The sequence below is a fragment of the Lentzea albidocapillata genome (assembly GCF_000719115.1).
In the GTDB taxonomy this organism is placed as follows: domain Bacteria; phylum Actinomycetota; class Actinomycetes; order Mycobacteriales; family Pseudonocardiaceae; genus Lentzea; species Lentzea albidocapillata.
Genome location: NZ_JOEA01000010.1, coordinates 18,100 through 32,575 on the forward strand (window position 1 = coordinate 18,100; position 14,476 = coordinate 32,575).

12 protein-coding genes are annotated in these 14,476 nt (G+C 68.4%); 4 read left to right on the forward strand and 8 right to left on the reverse strand.

Translation table 11 applies throughout. From position 1 onward, the window contains the following. Positions 1-29: 29 nt before the first annotated feature. Positions 30-677 carry a GTP cyclohydrolase I FolE gene (gene folE / locus IG04_RS0116415; protein WP_030477526.1) on the reverse strand — a complete coding sequence of 216 codons (648 nt, stop codon included), beginning with the start codon at positions 675-677 and terminating at the stop codon, positions 30-32. Further along, complete coding sequence (gene ftsH / locus IG04_RS0116420; protein ID WP_030477527.1) at positions 674-2,869, reverse strand: ATP-dependent zinc metalloprotease FtsH; 2,196 nt, start codon at positions 2,867-2,869, stop codon at positions 674-676. Before ftsH ends, folE begins: the two co-directional genes overlap by 4 nt. Before the next feature lie 367 nt (positions 2,870-3,236). Here ftsH and IG04_RS0116425 point away from each other — a divergent pair, with 367 nt between their 5' ends. Continuing rightward, positions 3,237-4,895: a substrate-binding domain-containing protein gene (locus tag IG04_RS0116425; RefSeq protein WP_245816602.1), complete on the forward strand. Its 1,659-nt coding sequence runs from the start codon at positions 3,237-3,239 to the stop codon at positions 4,893-4,895. Between the two features lie 87 nt (positions 4,896-4,982). On the opposite strand, the gene hpt is transcribed toward IG04_RS0116425, so the two are convergent. From hpt to IG04_RS0116440, 3 genes are read right to left on the reverse strand one after another with little or no spacing between them, the layout of a single operon-like run. Beyond that, on the reverse strand, positions 4,983-5,531 hold the full coding sequence (gene hpt / locus IG04_RS0116430; protein ID WP_030477529.1) for a hypoxanthine phosphoribosyltransferase: 549 nt from the start codon (positions 5,529-5,531) through the stop codon (positions 4,983-4,985). A 17-nt stretch (positions 5,532-5,548) separates the two neighbouring features. Further along, positions 5,549-6,460, reverse strand: a complete 912-nt coding sequence (gene tilS / locus IG04_RS0116435) for a tRNA lysidine(34) synthetase TilS (RefSeq protein WP_030477530.1) — start codon at positions 6,458-6,460, stop codon at positions 5,549-5,551. Continuing rightward, a complete protein-coding gene (locus IG04_RS0116440) occupies positions 6,457-7,500 on the reverse strand; it encodes a zinc-dependent metalloprotease (RefSeq protein ID WP_030477531.1) in 1,044 nt (347 codons plus the stop codon). Before IG04_RS0116440 ends, tilS begins: the two co-directional genes overlap by 4 nt. A gap of 152 nt (positions 7,501-7,652) precedes the next feature. On the opposite strand from IG04_RS0116440, the gene IG04_RS0116445 reads away from it, so the two are divergent. After that, positions 7,653-8,888 carry an RNA-guided endonuclease InsQ/TnpB family protein gene (locus IG04_RS0116445; RefSeq protein WP_030477532.1) on the forward strand — a complete coding sequence of 412 codons (1,236 nt, stop codon included), beginning with the start codon at positions 7,653-7,655 and terminating at the stop codon, positions 8,886-8,888. Positions 8,889-8,901: 13 nt separating this feature from the next. Here the strand turns inward: IG04_RS0116445 and dacB are convergent, their stop codons facing one another. Next, positions 8,902-10,953 (reverse strand): D-alanyl-D-alanine carboxypeptidase/D-alanyl-D-alanine endopeptidase, encoded by a 2,052-nt coding sequence (gene dacB / locus IG04_RS0116450; protein ID WP_030477533.1) that lies wholly within the window; start codon positions 10,951-10,953, stop codon positions 8,902-8,904. Positions 10,954-11,077: 124 nt separating this feature from the next. Here dacB and IG04_RS0116455 point away from each other — a divergent pair, with 124 nt between their 5' ends. Further along, on the forward strand, positions 11,078-11,584 hold the full coding sequence (locus tag IG04_RS0116455) for an inorganic diphosphatase (RefSeq protein ID WP_030477534.1): 507 nt from the start codon (positions 11,078-11,080) through the stop codon (positions 11,582-11,584). Positions 11,585-11,639: 55 nt separating this feature from the next. Here the strand turns inward: IG04_RS0116455 and IG04_RS0116460 are convergent, their stop codons facing one another. Together IG04_RS0116460 and IG04_RS0116465 are read right to left on the reverse strand one after the other, a co-directional pair. Beyond that, entirely contained in the window at positions 11,640-13,274 is a 1,635-nt protein-coding gene (locus IG04_RS0116460; protein WP_030477535.1) for an MDR family MFS transporter, read from the reverse strand. Between the two features lie 2 nt (positions 13,275-13,276). Continuing rightward, positions 13,277-13,798, reverse strand: coding sequence for a MarR family winged helix-turn-helix transcriptional regulator (locus IG04_RS0116465; protein WP_051770048.1), 522 nt, complete (start codon positions 13,796-13,798; stop codon positions 13,277-13,279). 174 nt (positions 13,799-13,972) lie between these two features. Between IG04_RS0116465 and IG04_RS0116470 the strand changes: the two genes are divergently transcribed. Then, entirely contained in the window at positions 13,973-14,425 is a 453-nt protein-coding gene (locus IG04_RS0116470; protein WP_030477537.1) for a DUF4442 domain-containing protein, read from the forward strand. Positions 14,426-14,476 lie beyond the last annotated feature (51 nt).

Sequence of the window (14,476 nt, forward strand, 5' to 3'; positions counted from 1 at the left end):
GACACAGCGGCCGGGACGATGCAGACCGTTCACCTCGACCGGCCCCTGATCAGTTCGATCGCTTCCGCCCGTGAGGACGCGGACGTGCGCAGCAACCCCCGCACCGCCGACGTCGTCGTGCGGGAACCGGGCTTGCGCACACCGCGCATGCCCATGCACAGGTGCTCGGCCTCCATCACGACGATCACGCCGCGCGGCTCCAGCTTGCGCACCAGGGCGTCCGCGACCTGCGACGTGAGCCGCTCCTGCACCTGCGGCCGCTTCGAGTAGAGGTCGACGAGCCTCGCGAGCTTCGACAACCCCGTCACGCGGCCGTGCTCGTTCGGGATGTATCCGACGTGCGCGACGCCGTGGAACGGCAGTAGGTGGTGCTCGCAGAAGCTGAACATCGGGATGTCCGTGAGGAGGACGAGCTCCTCGTGGCTCTCGTCGAACGTCTTCGCGAGGACGCTGTCCGGCTCGGTGTAGAGACCGGCGAACAACTCCCGGTAAGCGCGCGCCACCCGTGCGGGTGTCTCGCGCAGACCCTCCCGGTCCGGATCCTCACCGCACGCGATCAACAGCTCGCGCACCGCAGCCTCCGCGCGCGCATGGTCGAAGACCCGCCGCGCGGAGACGCCGGCCTCCCCGTCGTGGGTGAGGCCGGCGTCTCCGTCGAGCTGGTTTTGCTCGGTCACTGCCGCTCGTCCTGGTCGGGCTGCGCCTTCTTCGGCTCCCAGACGTTGTGCGGCTTGCCGCCTGGCACCGTCGCCGGGGTCCATCCGGGCGGGGCGCCGTAGTTCGGCGGACCCGCCTGGTTCGCAGGCTGACCGGGCTGGTGGACACCGTTCGACCCGTTGGGCGACGGCAGCGCCTCGGTGGCCGGTTCCGCGGCAGCGGGCTCTGCCTGCTGCGGGTTCGGCTCGTCGTCGAGGGTGTCCTCGACGACCGGGGGCCACGGTTCCCCGCGCTCCCTGGCGAGCTCACCAGGGGTCTTGATCGGCGGGATTTCGGACGGCCTGCGGTCACCGAAGTCGTTGAACTGGGTGATGCGCGGCCGCTTCTCGACGCGGGCGAAGATCCGCTCCAGTTCCTTCTGGTGCAGGGTCTCCTTCTCGATCAGCTCGAGCGTGAGGTCGTCGAGGACGTCGCGGTAGGTGACGAGCACCTCGTACGCCTCGGTGTGCGCGGCCTCGATGAGCTTGCGCACCTCCTCGTCGATCTCGTGCGCGACCTCCAGCGAGTAGTCCGCCTGGCGACCGGCCGAGCGTCCGAGGAACGGCTCGCCCTGCTCCTGCCCGTACTTCACGGCGCCGAGCTTCGCGCTCATGCCGTACTCGGTGACCATCGCGCGGGCGATCTTCGTCGCCTGCTCGATGTCGTTGGACGCACCCGTCGTGGGTTCGTGGAAGACGAGCTCCTCGGCGGAACGGCCACCCAGTGCGAACACCAGTCGCGCGATCATCTCGGACCTGGTCATCAGGTCCTTGTCCTCTTCCGGCACCGACAGGGTGTGACCACCCGTGCGGCCGCGGGCGAGGATCGTGACCTTGTAGACCGGGTCGATGTCCGGCATCGCCCACGCGGCCAGGGCATGCCCTGCCTCGTGGTACGCGGTGATCTTCTTCTCCTTCTCGGAGATGATCCGGCTCTTGCGGGCCGGACCGCCGATCACGCGGTCCACGGACTCTTCGAGCGCCGCACCGTCGATGGTGTGGCCGTTGTGGCGCGCGGTGAGCAGCGCGGCCTCGTTGATGACGTTCGCGAGGTCGGCGCCGGAGAACCCGACGGTGCGCTTCGCGAGGCCGTCGAGGTCCGCGTCCGCCGCCAGCGGCTTGCCCTTCGAGTGCACCCGGAGGATCTGCTTGCGGCCCTTCAGGTCCGGTACGGACACCGGGATCTGACGGTCGAAGCGGCCGGGGCGCAGCAGGGCGGGGTCGAGGATGTCGGGACGGTTCGTCGCCGCGATCAGGATGATCCCGCCGCGCGAGTCGAAGCCGTCCATCTCGACGAGCAGCTGGTTGAGGGTCTGCTCGCGCTCGTCGTGACCGCCGCCCATACCCGCGCCGCGGTGGCGGCCCACGGCGTCGATCTCGTCGACGAAGACGATGCACGGCGCGTTCTGCTTGGCCTGTTCGAACAGGTCACGCACACGCGAGGCACCGACACCGACGAACATCTCGACGAAGTCCGAACCGGAGATCGAGTAGAACGGCACGCCCGCCTCGCCGGCGACAGCTCGGGCGAGCAGCGTCTTACCGGTGCCCGGCGGGCCGTAGAGCAGCACGCCCTTCGGGATCTTCGCGCCGAGTGCCTGGTAGCGGCCGGGGTTCTGGAGGAAGTCCTTGATCTCCTCGAGCTCCTCGACGGCCTCCTCGGCACCGGCGACGTCGGAGAACGTCGTCTTGGGCATGTCCTTGGACAACTGCTTGGCCTTGGACTTGCCGAAGTTCATGACGCGGTTGCCGCCACCCTGGGCGTTGTTCATCATCCACATGAGCAGCAGCAACAACAGGCCGAGCGGCACGAGGTAGATCAAGATCTGCATCAGGATGGACTCCTGGCTGACCTTGGTCTCGACGGTCGGCTTGTTGCCGGCCTGGTCGAGGACGGTGAAGATCTCGTCCGTCGAGCTGGCCGGGAACTGCGTGATCAGGCGGTTGCTGCCCTCGAAGGTGGTGCCGTCGGTGAGGGTGAGTCGGAGACGCTGCTCCTTGTCCTCGATCGTGGCTTCCTTGACCTTGCCGTCCCGCACCTGTTGGAGTGCTTGAGACGTCTTGACCGGGTGGTAGCCGCGTGCGTCGTCGAAGAGCACGGTGAAGACGAAGTAGAGCAGCAACACCGCAGCGATCCACAGCAGCGGGTTGCGAAGCAGGCGCTTGCGGTCCATGCACTTACGGCCGGCGGGCGGCCTCGACCCTCCCTGACTTGCGCGTCGGGCAGTGGAAGACCCACATACCGCGTCCGACCAGCCTACCGCTCGCTGGCCGGGTACTGAGCAACCAACGGGTGGGGGCGATCCGTGGTTCCCGCGGGTGACCCCCACCACGCATGTTCACGCAGTTTGGTTCATCCGGAACAAATACGGCCGTCCAGACGAGTGACGCAGGTCACGCCATCTCATTACGTTTGCGGGTCACATGTCATCCTCATTCATCCCCCGAGTGTTCTCCCCGCCACTCGAAAGAGTGAACACGTGACCGAAGGTAAGTAACTGTATGTCAGCACGTCATACGTCCCCCGGATTGTTCCGGCGGGTGGCCCTCCCCGTGGCCGCCCTGCTCGGGGTGGTCGCGGCGGCGGGCGTCACGGTCGTGGCACTGCGTGCCACCAGCGGTGCCGACTGCTCCGGCGCACTGCCGTTGAAGATCGCCGTCACACCGGCCGCCCTGGATGTGGTGAACGCGGCGGCGCAGGACTACCAGCGATCACAGCCGGTCGTGCGCGGCCGGTGCGTTCAGGTCCAGGTCGAGTCGCGCAACGCGGCCGACGTGGCGAACGAGCTCCCCACCGCGCAGATCAACCCCCACTCCCTCTGGATCCCGGACTCCTCGATGTGGGCGGCCGAAGCCCAGCGCCAGGCCGCCGAGACCGGCCCGGAGGCCCCGAAGCTCGACATCAAACCCTCGCTGGCGTCGAGCCCGCTGGTGATGGCGGGCTCCGAGCAGGCGATGTCCAAGATCGGCTTCCCGATCACCCCCGTCTCGTGGGCCAAGGTCGTGGACCCGAAGGTCCAGATCTCCATGAGCGACCCGACGATGACGTCCGAGGGCCTCGCCTCGCTGTTCGTGATCCGTACTTTGCTGGGTAACCCGGACGGAACGCCCAAGCCTGAGCTGGTCGGCACCCTCCTGCGCGTGGGCCGCAGCGCCGTCCCGTCGGTCCGCGACTCGTTCGGCAAGGTCACCACCGACGCGGAGAAGGCACCGCTCTTCGCCGCCACCGAACAGTCCGTGGTCGCCAACAACCGCTCGGCGAAGGACAACGCCGTCCTGGGCGCCCCGCCCAGGGAGGGCACGCTCTCGTTCGACTACCCGCTGGTCCGGGTCTCCCGCCCGAACGAGACGGACGGCATCGGCGAGGCAGCGGCCGAGTTCGAGAAGGCCCTCCGCTCCGGCGAGACCTCCAAGCGCTTCGGCGAGGCGGGCTTCCGCACGGTGGGCGGCGCCGCCCCCGCGAAGTGGAGCACCGACGTGGAGGGCGTGCAGGCGGGCGACGTCAAGCTGATCGAGACCCCGGACGCGAACCAGGTCTCCGAACTGCTGCGCACGTGGGGCGCCATCAGCCTCGACATGCGCATGCTGACGGTCATCGACGTCTCCGGCTCGATGATCGAGAAGAGCGGCAACGGCAAGACCCGCGTGGAAGCCGCCACCCAGGCGTCCATGACCGCTCTCTCCATGCTCCCGGACACCACGGCGATCGGCCTGTGGGCGTTCTCCACCGACAAGAAGCCGCCGAACGACTGGATCGAACTGGTCCCGATCGGCCCGCTGGGCGAACCCCTGGCCGGCGTGACCCGCCGCAAGCGCCTGGAGGCAGGCGCCTCCCAGCTGCCAGGCCTCGTAGGCGGCGGCACGGCCCTGAACGACACGACCCTGGCCGCCTACCGCCACGTCCTGAAGGGCTACGACCCGTCGAAGGTCAACTCGGTCGTCCTGATGACCGACGGCCGCAACGACGACATCTCGTCGATCGACACCAACGCGCTGATCGAGACCCTGAAGCGGGAGTCCGACCCCGCGAAGCCCGTCCCGGTCATCATGGTGGGCCTCGGCGACGAGGTGGACATGGACGCGCTCCGCGCGATCTCCGCCGCCACCGGTGGCAAGGCGTACCAGGCGCCGAACCCGGAGGACATCCGCGGCGTGCTGCTGGACGCCGTGTCGCAGCGGCGGTGCCGTCCGAACTGCTGATTCTCGTGTGACGCACGCGGGGCGCTTTCGTACTCTCATGCAGTACGAAAGCGCCCCGCGTGCGTTTCGAGCAGGCCGATCAGAAACTCAGCTGGAGTAGACCTTCGGATCCAACGTGCCGATGTACGGCAGATCCCGGTACCGCTCCGCATAGTCCAGCCCATACCCGACGACGAACTCGTTGGGGATGTCGAAGCCGACGTACTTCACCGGCACCTCGACCTTCACCGCGTCGGGCTTGCGCAGCAACGTGCACACCTGCAGCGACCGGGGCTTGCGCGACTGCAGGTTCTTGAGCAGCCACGACAGGGTCAGTCCCGAGTCGATGATGTCCTCGACGATCACCACGTTGCGGTCGGCGATGTCGCGGTCCAGGTCCTTCAGGATGCGCACCACGCCGGACGACGACGTGGACGACCCGTAGGACGAAACGGCCATGAATTCGAGCTGCACCGGAACGGGCAGCGCGCGGGCAAGGTCGGCCATGAACATCACGGCGCCCTTGAGCACAGTGATCAGCACGAGGTCGGAGTCACCTTCTGGGTGATCAGCCGCGACCTGCTTGGCGAGTTCGGTGACCTTGTCGCTGATCTCCTGCTCGGTGATGAGCACGGATGCGATGTCGCCGTCGTACACGGACAGGTCCCCTCTGCTTAAGACTGTGGTTCCACAACGAGCCTGCCATGCGCGCGCCGCACGACAAAGCCGCCAGGTAGCCAGACACCGCCCTGACCGCGCCATTCACTCACCAGTGCGTCAACGCGGCGCAGATGCGAATCGGACAGTTCGGGCACGCCTTCGTCGATCAGCCACGCCCTGACCACTCTGCGTCGCAAAGCCGCAGGCAACTCTGCGATGTCGTCGACGGCACAGCAGTCGCCGGCGAAGGCTTCCGCGAGAGAGTCGAGTGCGTCACAGTCCTCACGCAACTGTGCCGCCGTGCGCGCCAGTGACGAGGCCACGCCGCCCTGCAGCACGTTCTCCAGCAACGGCAGGACCTCCGTCCTCAGCCGCACACGCGTGAACGACGGGTCGAGGTTGTGCGGGTCCTCCCACACCGCGATGCCCTGCTCCGCACACGCCGCACGGGTGACGGCACGGGACACGCCGAGCAGCGGACGGCCCCACGGCGCGTCGAACGCGCGCATGCCGGCGATCGAGCGCGGGCCGGACCCGCGCCCCAGGCCCAGCAGCACGGTCTCCGCCTGGTCGTCCAGGGTGTGGCCGAGCAGCACGACGCCGGATGACGGCTTCAGGGCCGCGTAGCGGGCTTTGCGGGCCGCGGCCTCGGGCCCGCCGCCACCTTCGACGAAGACCGGCTCCACGCGCGCTACGAGACCGAGTTCGGAACACTGCCGGGCCGCCTTCAGGGCCACGTCGCCCGATCCCGGCTGCAGCTGGTGGTCCACGACGACCGCGGACGCGCTGGGCACCAGCCGTGCCACGGCGGCGGCCAGGGCGAGCGAGTCCGCGCCACCGGAGACCGCGACGGTCACGTGCTCCGGCCGCACCTCGTCCAGGAAACGGCGGACCGCCGTCCTGATCTCGGCGACCGGTCCGTTCACGGTGACACGCGGCGCAGCCAGCTCATGGGCTCGGCGATCTCGGCGCGGGTCGGCAACGTGTCGGCGGACGTCCAGATCGCGTTGAAGCCGTCCATGCCGACTCGTTCCACCACGTAGTCGGTGAACGCCGCGCCCTCCTCGTACTGCCGCACCTTCGCCTCGACGCCGAGCACCGTGCGCAGGATCCGGTCGAGCAGGCCGCCGCCCTTGCGCCGCGCGCTGAAGCGGGTGCGGATGGTCGACACGGACGGGACCACGGTGGGCCCCATCGCGTCCATCACGTGGTCGGCGTGGCCTTCGAGCAAAGTGGACAGTGCGATGAGCCGGTCCAGCAAAGCTTTCTGCTGCGGCGACTGGATGAGCTCGATCAGCCCCATCGGGCCGTCGCCGGCGCGCAGCTTGGTGCGGAAGTCGCGGATCACGTCGGTCAGCGGCGCGCGCTCTTCATCCATTGAGGACAGCAGCGCCGTGACCTGGTCGGAGAAGTACTTGCGCAGCCACGGCACGCCGGTGAACTGCAGCCGGTGCGTGCACTCGTGCAGGCACACCCACATGCGGAAGTCGTCGTCCGGCACGTCCAGGGCCTGTTGCGCGCCAACGATGTTCGGCGCGACGAGCAACAACCGTCCGGCGAGCTGCTCATTGGGGCTGAACGGGTCGTACTGGCCCAGCACCCGCGAGGACAGGAACGCCAGCACGACGCCCGCCTGCACACCGGCCGTACTGGCGAGGATGCCCGCCATCGGACCTGTCTGGCGCGGCATCGCGGGCGCCGTCAGCGCGGCCAGGCCCTGCGCGGCGGCCGCGACCCACGCTGGCCTGTCCACGACCTCGCCCGGCAGCAGCGGCAGTCCCTGACCGAGCCCGGTCAGCTCGCGGACGTGCACCTCCGCCTGGGGGGCGAGCTCACGAAGTCTGCCTACGACGTGGTCGGCCTCGTCCTTGCCGATCACGGGGCCCGGCCGGACGAGCCGCACGGCGGTCGAAACCGCCAGCTCCCAGTCCACCGGGCCGAGCTCTGCCTCCGTCGCGCCGTTCACGCTTCCGACGCTACCTGCGCACGGCCCGCTACCGAAGTGCGGGCTGGTGCGCTGGGCACGCAACCAAATGCGCGAGCAGCGCTGAAACACAGCGTCTGCCGGTGCGAATTCCCGCGAAGTCGGTCATGAAACCAACCGAATAGGCTGGTCTTGTGCAGCTTCGATACAACTATCGCGTCTACCCGACGCCTGGTCAGCGTGACGCGCTGGCGCGGGCGTTCGGGTGCGCGCGTGTGGTGTTCAACGACGCGTTGCACGCCCGCCGGGCAGCCCACGTGAACGGCGACCCGTACCTGTCGGACGGCGAGCTGTCCAAGCGGGTCATCACCCGCGCCAAGACCACGCCGGAACGGGTGTGGCTGGGCGAGGTGTCGGCGGTGGTGTTGCAGCAGGCCCTCGCGGACCTCAACACCGCGTACCGCAACTTCTTCGCCTCGGTCACCGGCAAACGCAAAGGCCGCAAGGTCGCCCCGCCCCGGTTCCGGTCCCGCAAGGACAACCGGCAGGCCATCCGGTTCACCCGCAACGCCCGGTTCACGGTCCTGGGCAACGGCCGGTTGCGCCTGCCGAAGATCGGTGACCTCGACGTGCACTGGTCGCGTGACTTTCCCGCCGAACCGTCCTCGGTGACCGTCCTGAAGGACGCGGCAGGCCGGTACTTCGCCTCGTTCGTCGTCACGACCGAGAAGGATCAGACACTGCCGGCGGCGGAGTCCGAGGTCGGTATCGACTTGGGCCTGACGCATTTCGCGGTGCTCTCGGACGGCACGAAGGTGGTAGCGCCGAGGTTCCTGCGCCAGGCGGCGCGCAGGCTACGGCGATTGCAGAAGTCGCTGAGTCGCAAGGTCAAGGGCTCGAACAGGCGCAGGAAAGCCGTGGTGAAGCTAGCCCGTGCTCATGCGCGGGTGGCTGACACCCGGCGGGACTGGCAGCACAAGCTGTCCACGGCGATCATCCGCGACAACCAAGCGGTGTACGTCGAGGACCTCTGTGTCGCCGGTCTCGGCCGGACCCGGCTCGCGAAGTCCGTGCACGACGCCGGATGGGCCGGTTTCACCGGCATGCTGGAATACAAGGCGGCCCGATACGGGCGGACCTTCGGCCGGAGCGGCCGGTGGTTCCCGTCCACCCGGATGTGCTCGGTCTGCGGACATGTCAACGACAAGATGCCGTTGAACGTCCGGGTGTGGATCTGCCTGTGTGGCAGCGTCCACGACCGGGACATCAACGCCGCCATCAACATCCTCGCCGCAGGACGTGCGGAGAGGCTAAACGACCGTGGAGCGCAGGTAAGACCAGCACCCGTGCCGGCACCGCGCCGTGAAACGGGAATCCACCCAGACGCCGCACTATCCACGCGCGGCGTGGAGGGAATCCCAGCCCTTTAGGGCGAGGAGAACGTCAAGAACAGCCACAGCCTCGCAACGCGGCGGCCAGCACGTCCAGCGCGGGCCGCACCTCGGTCTCCGGGTTGCGGTTGCTCGCGGACATGAACGAGAACACGAGCACGCGGCCGTCCACGTCGACGACCATGCCGGCGAGCGCGTTGACGCCGGTGAGCGTGCCGGTCTTGGCCCGCACCCAGCCCTTGCCCGGCGCCGCGGTGCCGTTGTAGCGACCGGCGAGGGTGCCGCTGCCGCCCGCGACCGGCAGCGCCGTGAGCAACGGCCGCAGCTTCGCGGTGCGCGCGTCGTCCAGCGTGGGCTTCGCCGCCGTGGTGAGGACGTCGGTGAGCAGCTTGGGCGGGATCTTGTTCGTCGCGGACAGCCCGCTGCCGTCCACGAAGTTCGCCCCGGTGAGGTCGAAACCGTTCTTGGTGAGCACGTCCCGCACGGCCTTCACGCCGCCCGCGAACGACGGCTCGTTGCCCGTCCTGATCGCGATCTCGCGGGCGATCGCCTCGGTCAGCACGTTGTCCGAGATCTGCATCATGTTGTCGACGAGCTGCTCGATCGGCGCCGACTTGATCTCGCCGAGCACCTGCGCGCCCGCCGGAGCCGCGCCGGCCGTGGCCGCGGGGGCCCCGATGCGCTGTGCGAACGCGTCCGCCGCGGCCTGGGCCGGGCTGCCGGTGCGCGTGCCGTTGACGTTGGTCTGGTCGATCCGGCCGCCGTCGAGCATGAACGGCATGATCGGCGCGACCGAACCGCCCACGATGTCCACCGACTCCCACTGCGGCCCGAGCGGCTCGCCCGCGTACCGGCTGAGGTCGAACTGGACCTTGGTGACCGGGCCCTTGGCCTTGACCTGGCCGACCAGGTCGTCGAGCGTCGCGGCGCCGGGGTAGACCGACCGGCCGGGCGCGCCGGAGATCGTCGGATCGCCACCGCCGACGATGACCACGGTGCCGGGCTCCGCGCCCTGGACGACCTTGGTGGACAGCTGGTCGGTCTTCTCGAGGCTCAGCAGTGCCGCGGCGGCCGTGAGGATCTTGAGGCTCGACGCCGGGGTGGCGGCGGTGGTGTCGCCCTGCTGCCACAGCGCGGTGCCGCTGGCAGGGTCGATGACGCTGCCGGTGAGCGTGCCCAGCGCGCTGTTGCCCGCCGGTCCGGTCAGCGCCCGCTTCACGCCGGCGGCGGTCGGTGCCGGTGCGCCCGCGGTGACCGCCTTGACCAGCGGCTGGACGTTCGCGGGCGCGGCCGGGGGCCTGGTCTCGATCGCCTTGGTGCCGCCGAACTCCTTGACCGCGTAGATCGTGGCGCCGGCCAGTGCCGCGACGACGAGCAGGCTCAGGACCGCGAACAGCGGCTTGCGGCTCTTCCTGGGCTCCTCGGCGAGGCGGTCCTCGGGTTCCTCCTCGTAGCCGGTGACGGGGAGGTCCCGGGGCTCCTGGCGCGGAGGCGGCGGTACCGGACGGGCCGGCTCGGCACGCGGCGGTTCCTGACGCGGCGGTTCCTGACGCAGCGGTGCCTGGCCCTGGAGCTGGTCGACGCGCTTGGTCTGCTCGGGACGCGGCTGATGCTGCTGCCGGTCGGACTTGACCTGCTGGTCGAACCACGACTGTTCCAGGTGCGGCAGCTGGTCGACGCGCGCCGTCTTGCCGGGCGGCACGGAGAGCTCCGTGGTCCTCTGCTCCGGCCTCGGCACGACGCGGGTCTGGTCCTTCTTCGGCTCGACGCGCATCGGGACGGCCCGAGGTTGGCCGACTTCTGGACCAATCGTCCCGTGAGACTTCCCACCGGCGGTGTCGCCGGAAGGCCTGCCGGAACCGCCGGAACCGGCCGTTGGCACACCCAGGGTGGCATGACCCGGCCCGGTGGCGTTCGGGGCGGAACGGATCGGCGACGAGCGCGGCGGCTCCTGAGTGGACGGTGCCGAGAGCACCGCGGCGAGCGGCAAACGCATCGTCGGCTGATCCACGGACGGGCGGTTGACCTGCACCGTTGGCTGTGAGGCGGCAGCGACCGACTCGGCGTCGTCGTCCTCGGTCGGCCACTGGGGGTCGTCCGGCAAGAGAGCCTCCGTCAGCTCGGTACGGGCAATCTCACACCCACCAACCGCCGCTCCGATGAGGGTTGACAAGGCGTCGTGGTCCACACTAGTGGGCGTCACGAATGGGCTACATGAGCGAGGACCAGTGGAGTTCGACGTCCTGATCGAGATCCCCAAGGGCGTGCGCAACAAGTACGAGGTGGACCACAAGAGTGGCCGCATCCGCCTCGACCGCACGTTGTTCACGTCGACGCAGTACCCCGCCGACTACGGGTTCATCGAGAACACCCTGGGTGAGGACGGCGACCCGCTGGACGCCCTCGTCCTCGTCCAGGAACCGACGTTCCCCGGCTGCCTGATCGCCGCGCGCGCGATCGGCATGTTCCGCATGACGGACGAGAAGGGCGGCGACGACAAGGTTCTGTGCGTCCCGGCCTACGACCCTCGTCACGAGCACCTGCGGGACATCCATCACCTGGCGGAGTTCGACCGCCTGGAGATCCAGCACTTCTTCGAGGTCTACAAGGACCTGGAACCCGGCAAGAGCGTCGAGGGCGCGAGCTGGGTGGGCCGCACCGAGGCCGAGGCCGAGGTCAAGCGCTCCTACCAGCGTCTGAAGGACGCCGAGGCGCGCGGCGAAACGCTGCACTGAGCACGACGAAAAGAGGGGGCCGCTCGAAGCGACCCCCTCTTTTTCATGTCCTGGCCTAAACCGCGATCGCCTCCGCGTCCGCCACGCGCTCCAGGCCCGACCGGGTCGAGAGCGGCTTCTCGCGCAGGAACCACACGAGGACGAACGCCACGATCATCACGATGCCGCCGGTCAGGAAGACCGTGTCGATCGCGCTGGAGAAGCCGTCGAGGAACGGCTTGGCCAGCACCGGGTCGAGGCCGTTGAGGAACTCGGTGTTGTTGATGTCCACACCGGTCCCGCCCTGCAGCATCTTCGCGAACTCCGGGTTCTGCGCCAGGGCGGCCTTGAACGCGTCGGTCTGCAACGCGGACTGCAGCCCGGAAGCGATCTTGTCGCCGACCGTGGTGAACAGGATCGACAGGAACACCGCGGTACCGACGGTGCCACCGATCTGGCGGAAGAACGTCGCCGAGGCGGTCGCCACGCCCATGTCACGCGGCTCGGCGTCGTTCTGGATCGCCAGCAGCAGCGTCTGCATGCACTGGCCGAGGCCCGCGCCCATGACGAACATGTAGACCATGACCAGCCAGCTCGGCGTGTCCGTGCCGATGGAGCTGAGCAGGAACAGCGCGATCGTCATCAGCCCGGCGCCGATGATCGGGAACATCCTGTAGCGCCCGGTCTTCGACGTGACCTTGCCCGCGATCGCGGTGGCCGACATGATGCCGAACGTCATCGGCAGCAGCATCAGACCGGCCGTGGTGGGCGTGACGCCCTTGACGATCTGCAGGTACAGCGGGATGGAGACCATGCCGCCGAACATGCCGATGCCGAGCACGAAGTTGATCGCGTTGCCCAGCGAGAACGTGTGGTTGCGGAACATCCGCATCGGCAGCAGCGCCTCGTCGCCCATGCGGTTCTCGACCCACACGAACGCCACCAGGCCGAGCGCGCCGATCACGTACATGGCGATCGACGTCACCGATGCCCAGCCCCACTCGCGGCCCTGTTCGGCCACGATCAGCAGCGGCACCAGGCCGACGGTCAGCGCGATGGCGCCACCGAAGTCGATGCGGTGGTTCACCCGCTGGTGCGGGATGTTCAGCACGCGGGCGACGACGAACAGCGCGAGCAGCGCGATCGGGACGTTCACGAGGAACACCCAGCGCCAGCCGGTGACACCGAGGAACGTGGGAAGACCGGCGAACACGCCGCCGATGACCGGCCCGAGCACGCTGGCCGAACCGAAGACCGCCATGAAGTAGGCGGAGTACTTGCTGCGCTCACGCGGCGAGATGATGTCGGCCATGATCGCGAACGCGAGCGACATCAGGCCGCCGGCGCCCAGACCCTGCACGGCGCGGAACGCGGCCAGCTCGTACATCGACGTCGCGATGCCCGCGAGCAGCGAGCCGATCAGGAACAGCGAGATCGCCGCGAGGTACATCGGCTTGCGCCCGTAGATGTCCGACAGCTTGCCGTACAACGGGGTCGTGATGGTCGCGGTGATCAGGTAGGCGGTGGTCGCCCACGCCTGCAGCGTCTGTCCGTGCAGCTGGTCCGCGATGGTCTTCATGGCGCTGGCGACGATCATCTGGTCCAGCGCCGCGAGGAACATGCCCAGCAGCAGCCCGGACAGGATCGTCATGATCTGGCGATGCGTCAGGGAAACCCCTGGCGTGGGTGTCGCATCGGTTGTCGTTGACATTTCTAGTTTTCCCCTCCTGCGCGGGTCCCCATCCCGCGTGCGGTCAAAAGCACCGGAATCGTGCGCTCGTAGTCCTGGACGAAGCGTTCGAACAGGTCCGCGAAGCCCCTGAAGTCCTCGTCGACCCAGTCCGCGAACACCTGCTCGATCGCCTCGTTGCGCTGCCGGCGTCGGCTCAGAATCAGCTCACGGCCCGCTTCGGTGACCGCGAGAACGCTGGCCCGGCCGTCCGCCGGATCAGCACGCCTCTCCACGAGTCCGTCCTTCACGAGCCCGGCCACCTGCCGGCTGATCGTGGACGGATCGGAGAGCACCGCCTCCGCGAGCGCACTCGAGCGGCACTCCCCGAGGCCGGAGAGTGTCGCGAGAAGCACGAAGGCGGACTTGTCCATGCCCTGCTTGGCCATCTGATGACTGACCTGGGCGTGCATCTTGTTCAGCCGCACCATCGCCATGCCGACTCGGTCCGCGAGCTCGTGCTCGGGATCGACACCGGTGCCGAAGCACCTGCCCGGATCGACCATCTGACACCTCGTTGCTTGTAGCATCCAACTAGTTGCTCGGTACAAGCATCCATCCCGGTCCAGCGATTCGCAAGTGAGTTCCGAGTCTCACTCCACAGCGGAGTGGTACGGACGCGCCGAGTAGTGGTTACCGGCGGGTAGCAACTTGGGTTACTCGTCGGTAGCATCGCTCTCATGAGCCAAGACGTGTCGTTCATCGCCGATGCCATGAAGCAGGCGGTGCCCTACGTGAAGACCACGGGCATCGAGTTCGAGGAGGTCTCCGCCAGCCGCATCGTCGCGTCGCTGCCGGACACCCCGACGCTGCACAACCACATCGGCGGGCCGCACGCCGCCATGATGTTCGGCCTCGGCGAGTCCGCGTCCGGTGCCGTCGTGATGGCCGCGTTCGCCGCGCACCTCGGCAAGGCCACGCCGCTGGCCGTCCGCGCGGAGATCGCCTACAAGAAGATCGCGATGGGCCCGTTGCGCGCGGAAGCCGTGCTGGGACGCTCCGCGGACGAGGTGCTGGCCGAACTCGAGTCCGGCACGCGGCCCGAGTTCCCCGTCACGATCACGATCACCAACGCCGAGGGCGTGACCACCGGCGAGATGACCGTCGTCTGGACGCTCAAGCCCGTGCGCTGAACTGGGCATCTCCGTATTTCAGTTCGGAATCGCGGTGAACCGATCCGATCC

Coding starts and splice junctions, on each gene's coding strand:
- ftsH (WP_030477527.1), bottom strand. CDS start 2,869: ATGGACCGCAAGCGCCTGCTTCGCAACCCGCTGCTGTGGATCGCTGCG.
- IG04_RS0116460 (WP_030477535.1), bottom strand. CDS start 13,274: ATGTCAACGACAACCGATGCGACACCCACGCCAGGGGTTTCCCTGACG.
- IG04_RS0116465 (WP_051770048.1), bottom strand. CDS start 13,798: ATGGTCGATCCGGGCAGGTGCTTCGGCACCGGTGTCGATCCCGAGCAC.
- IG04_RS0116470 (WP_030477537.1), top strand. CDS start 13,973: ATGAGCCAAGACGTGTCGTTCATCGCCGATGCCATGAAGCAGGCGGTG.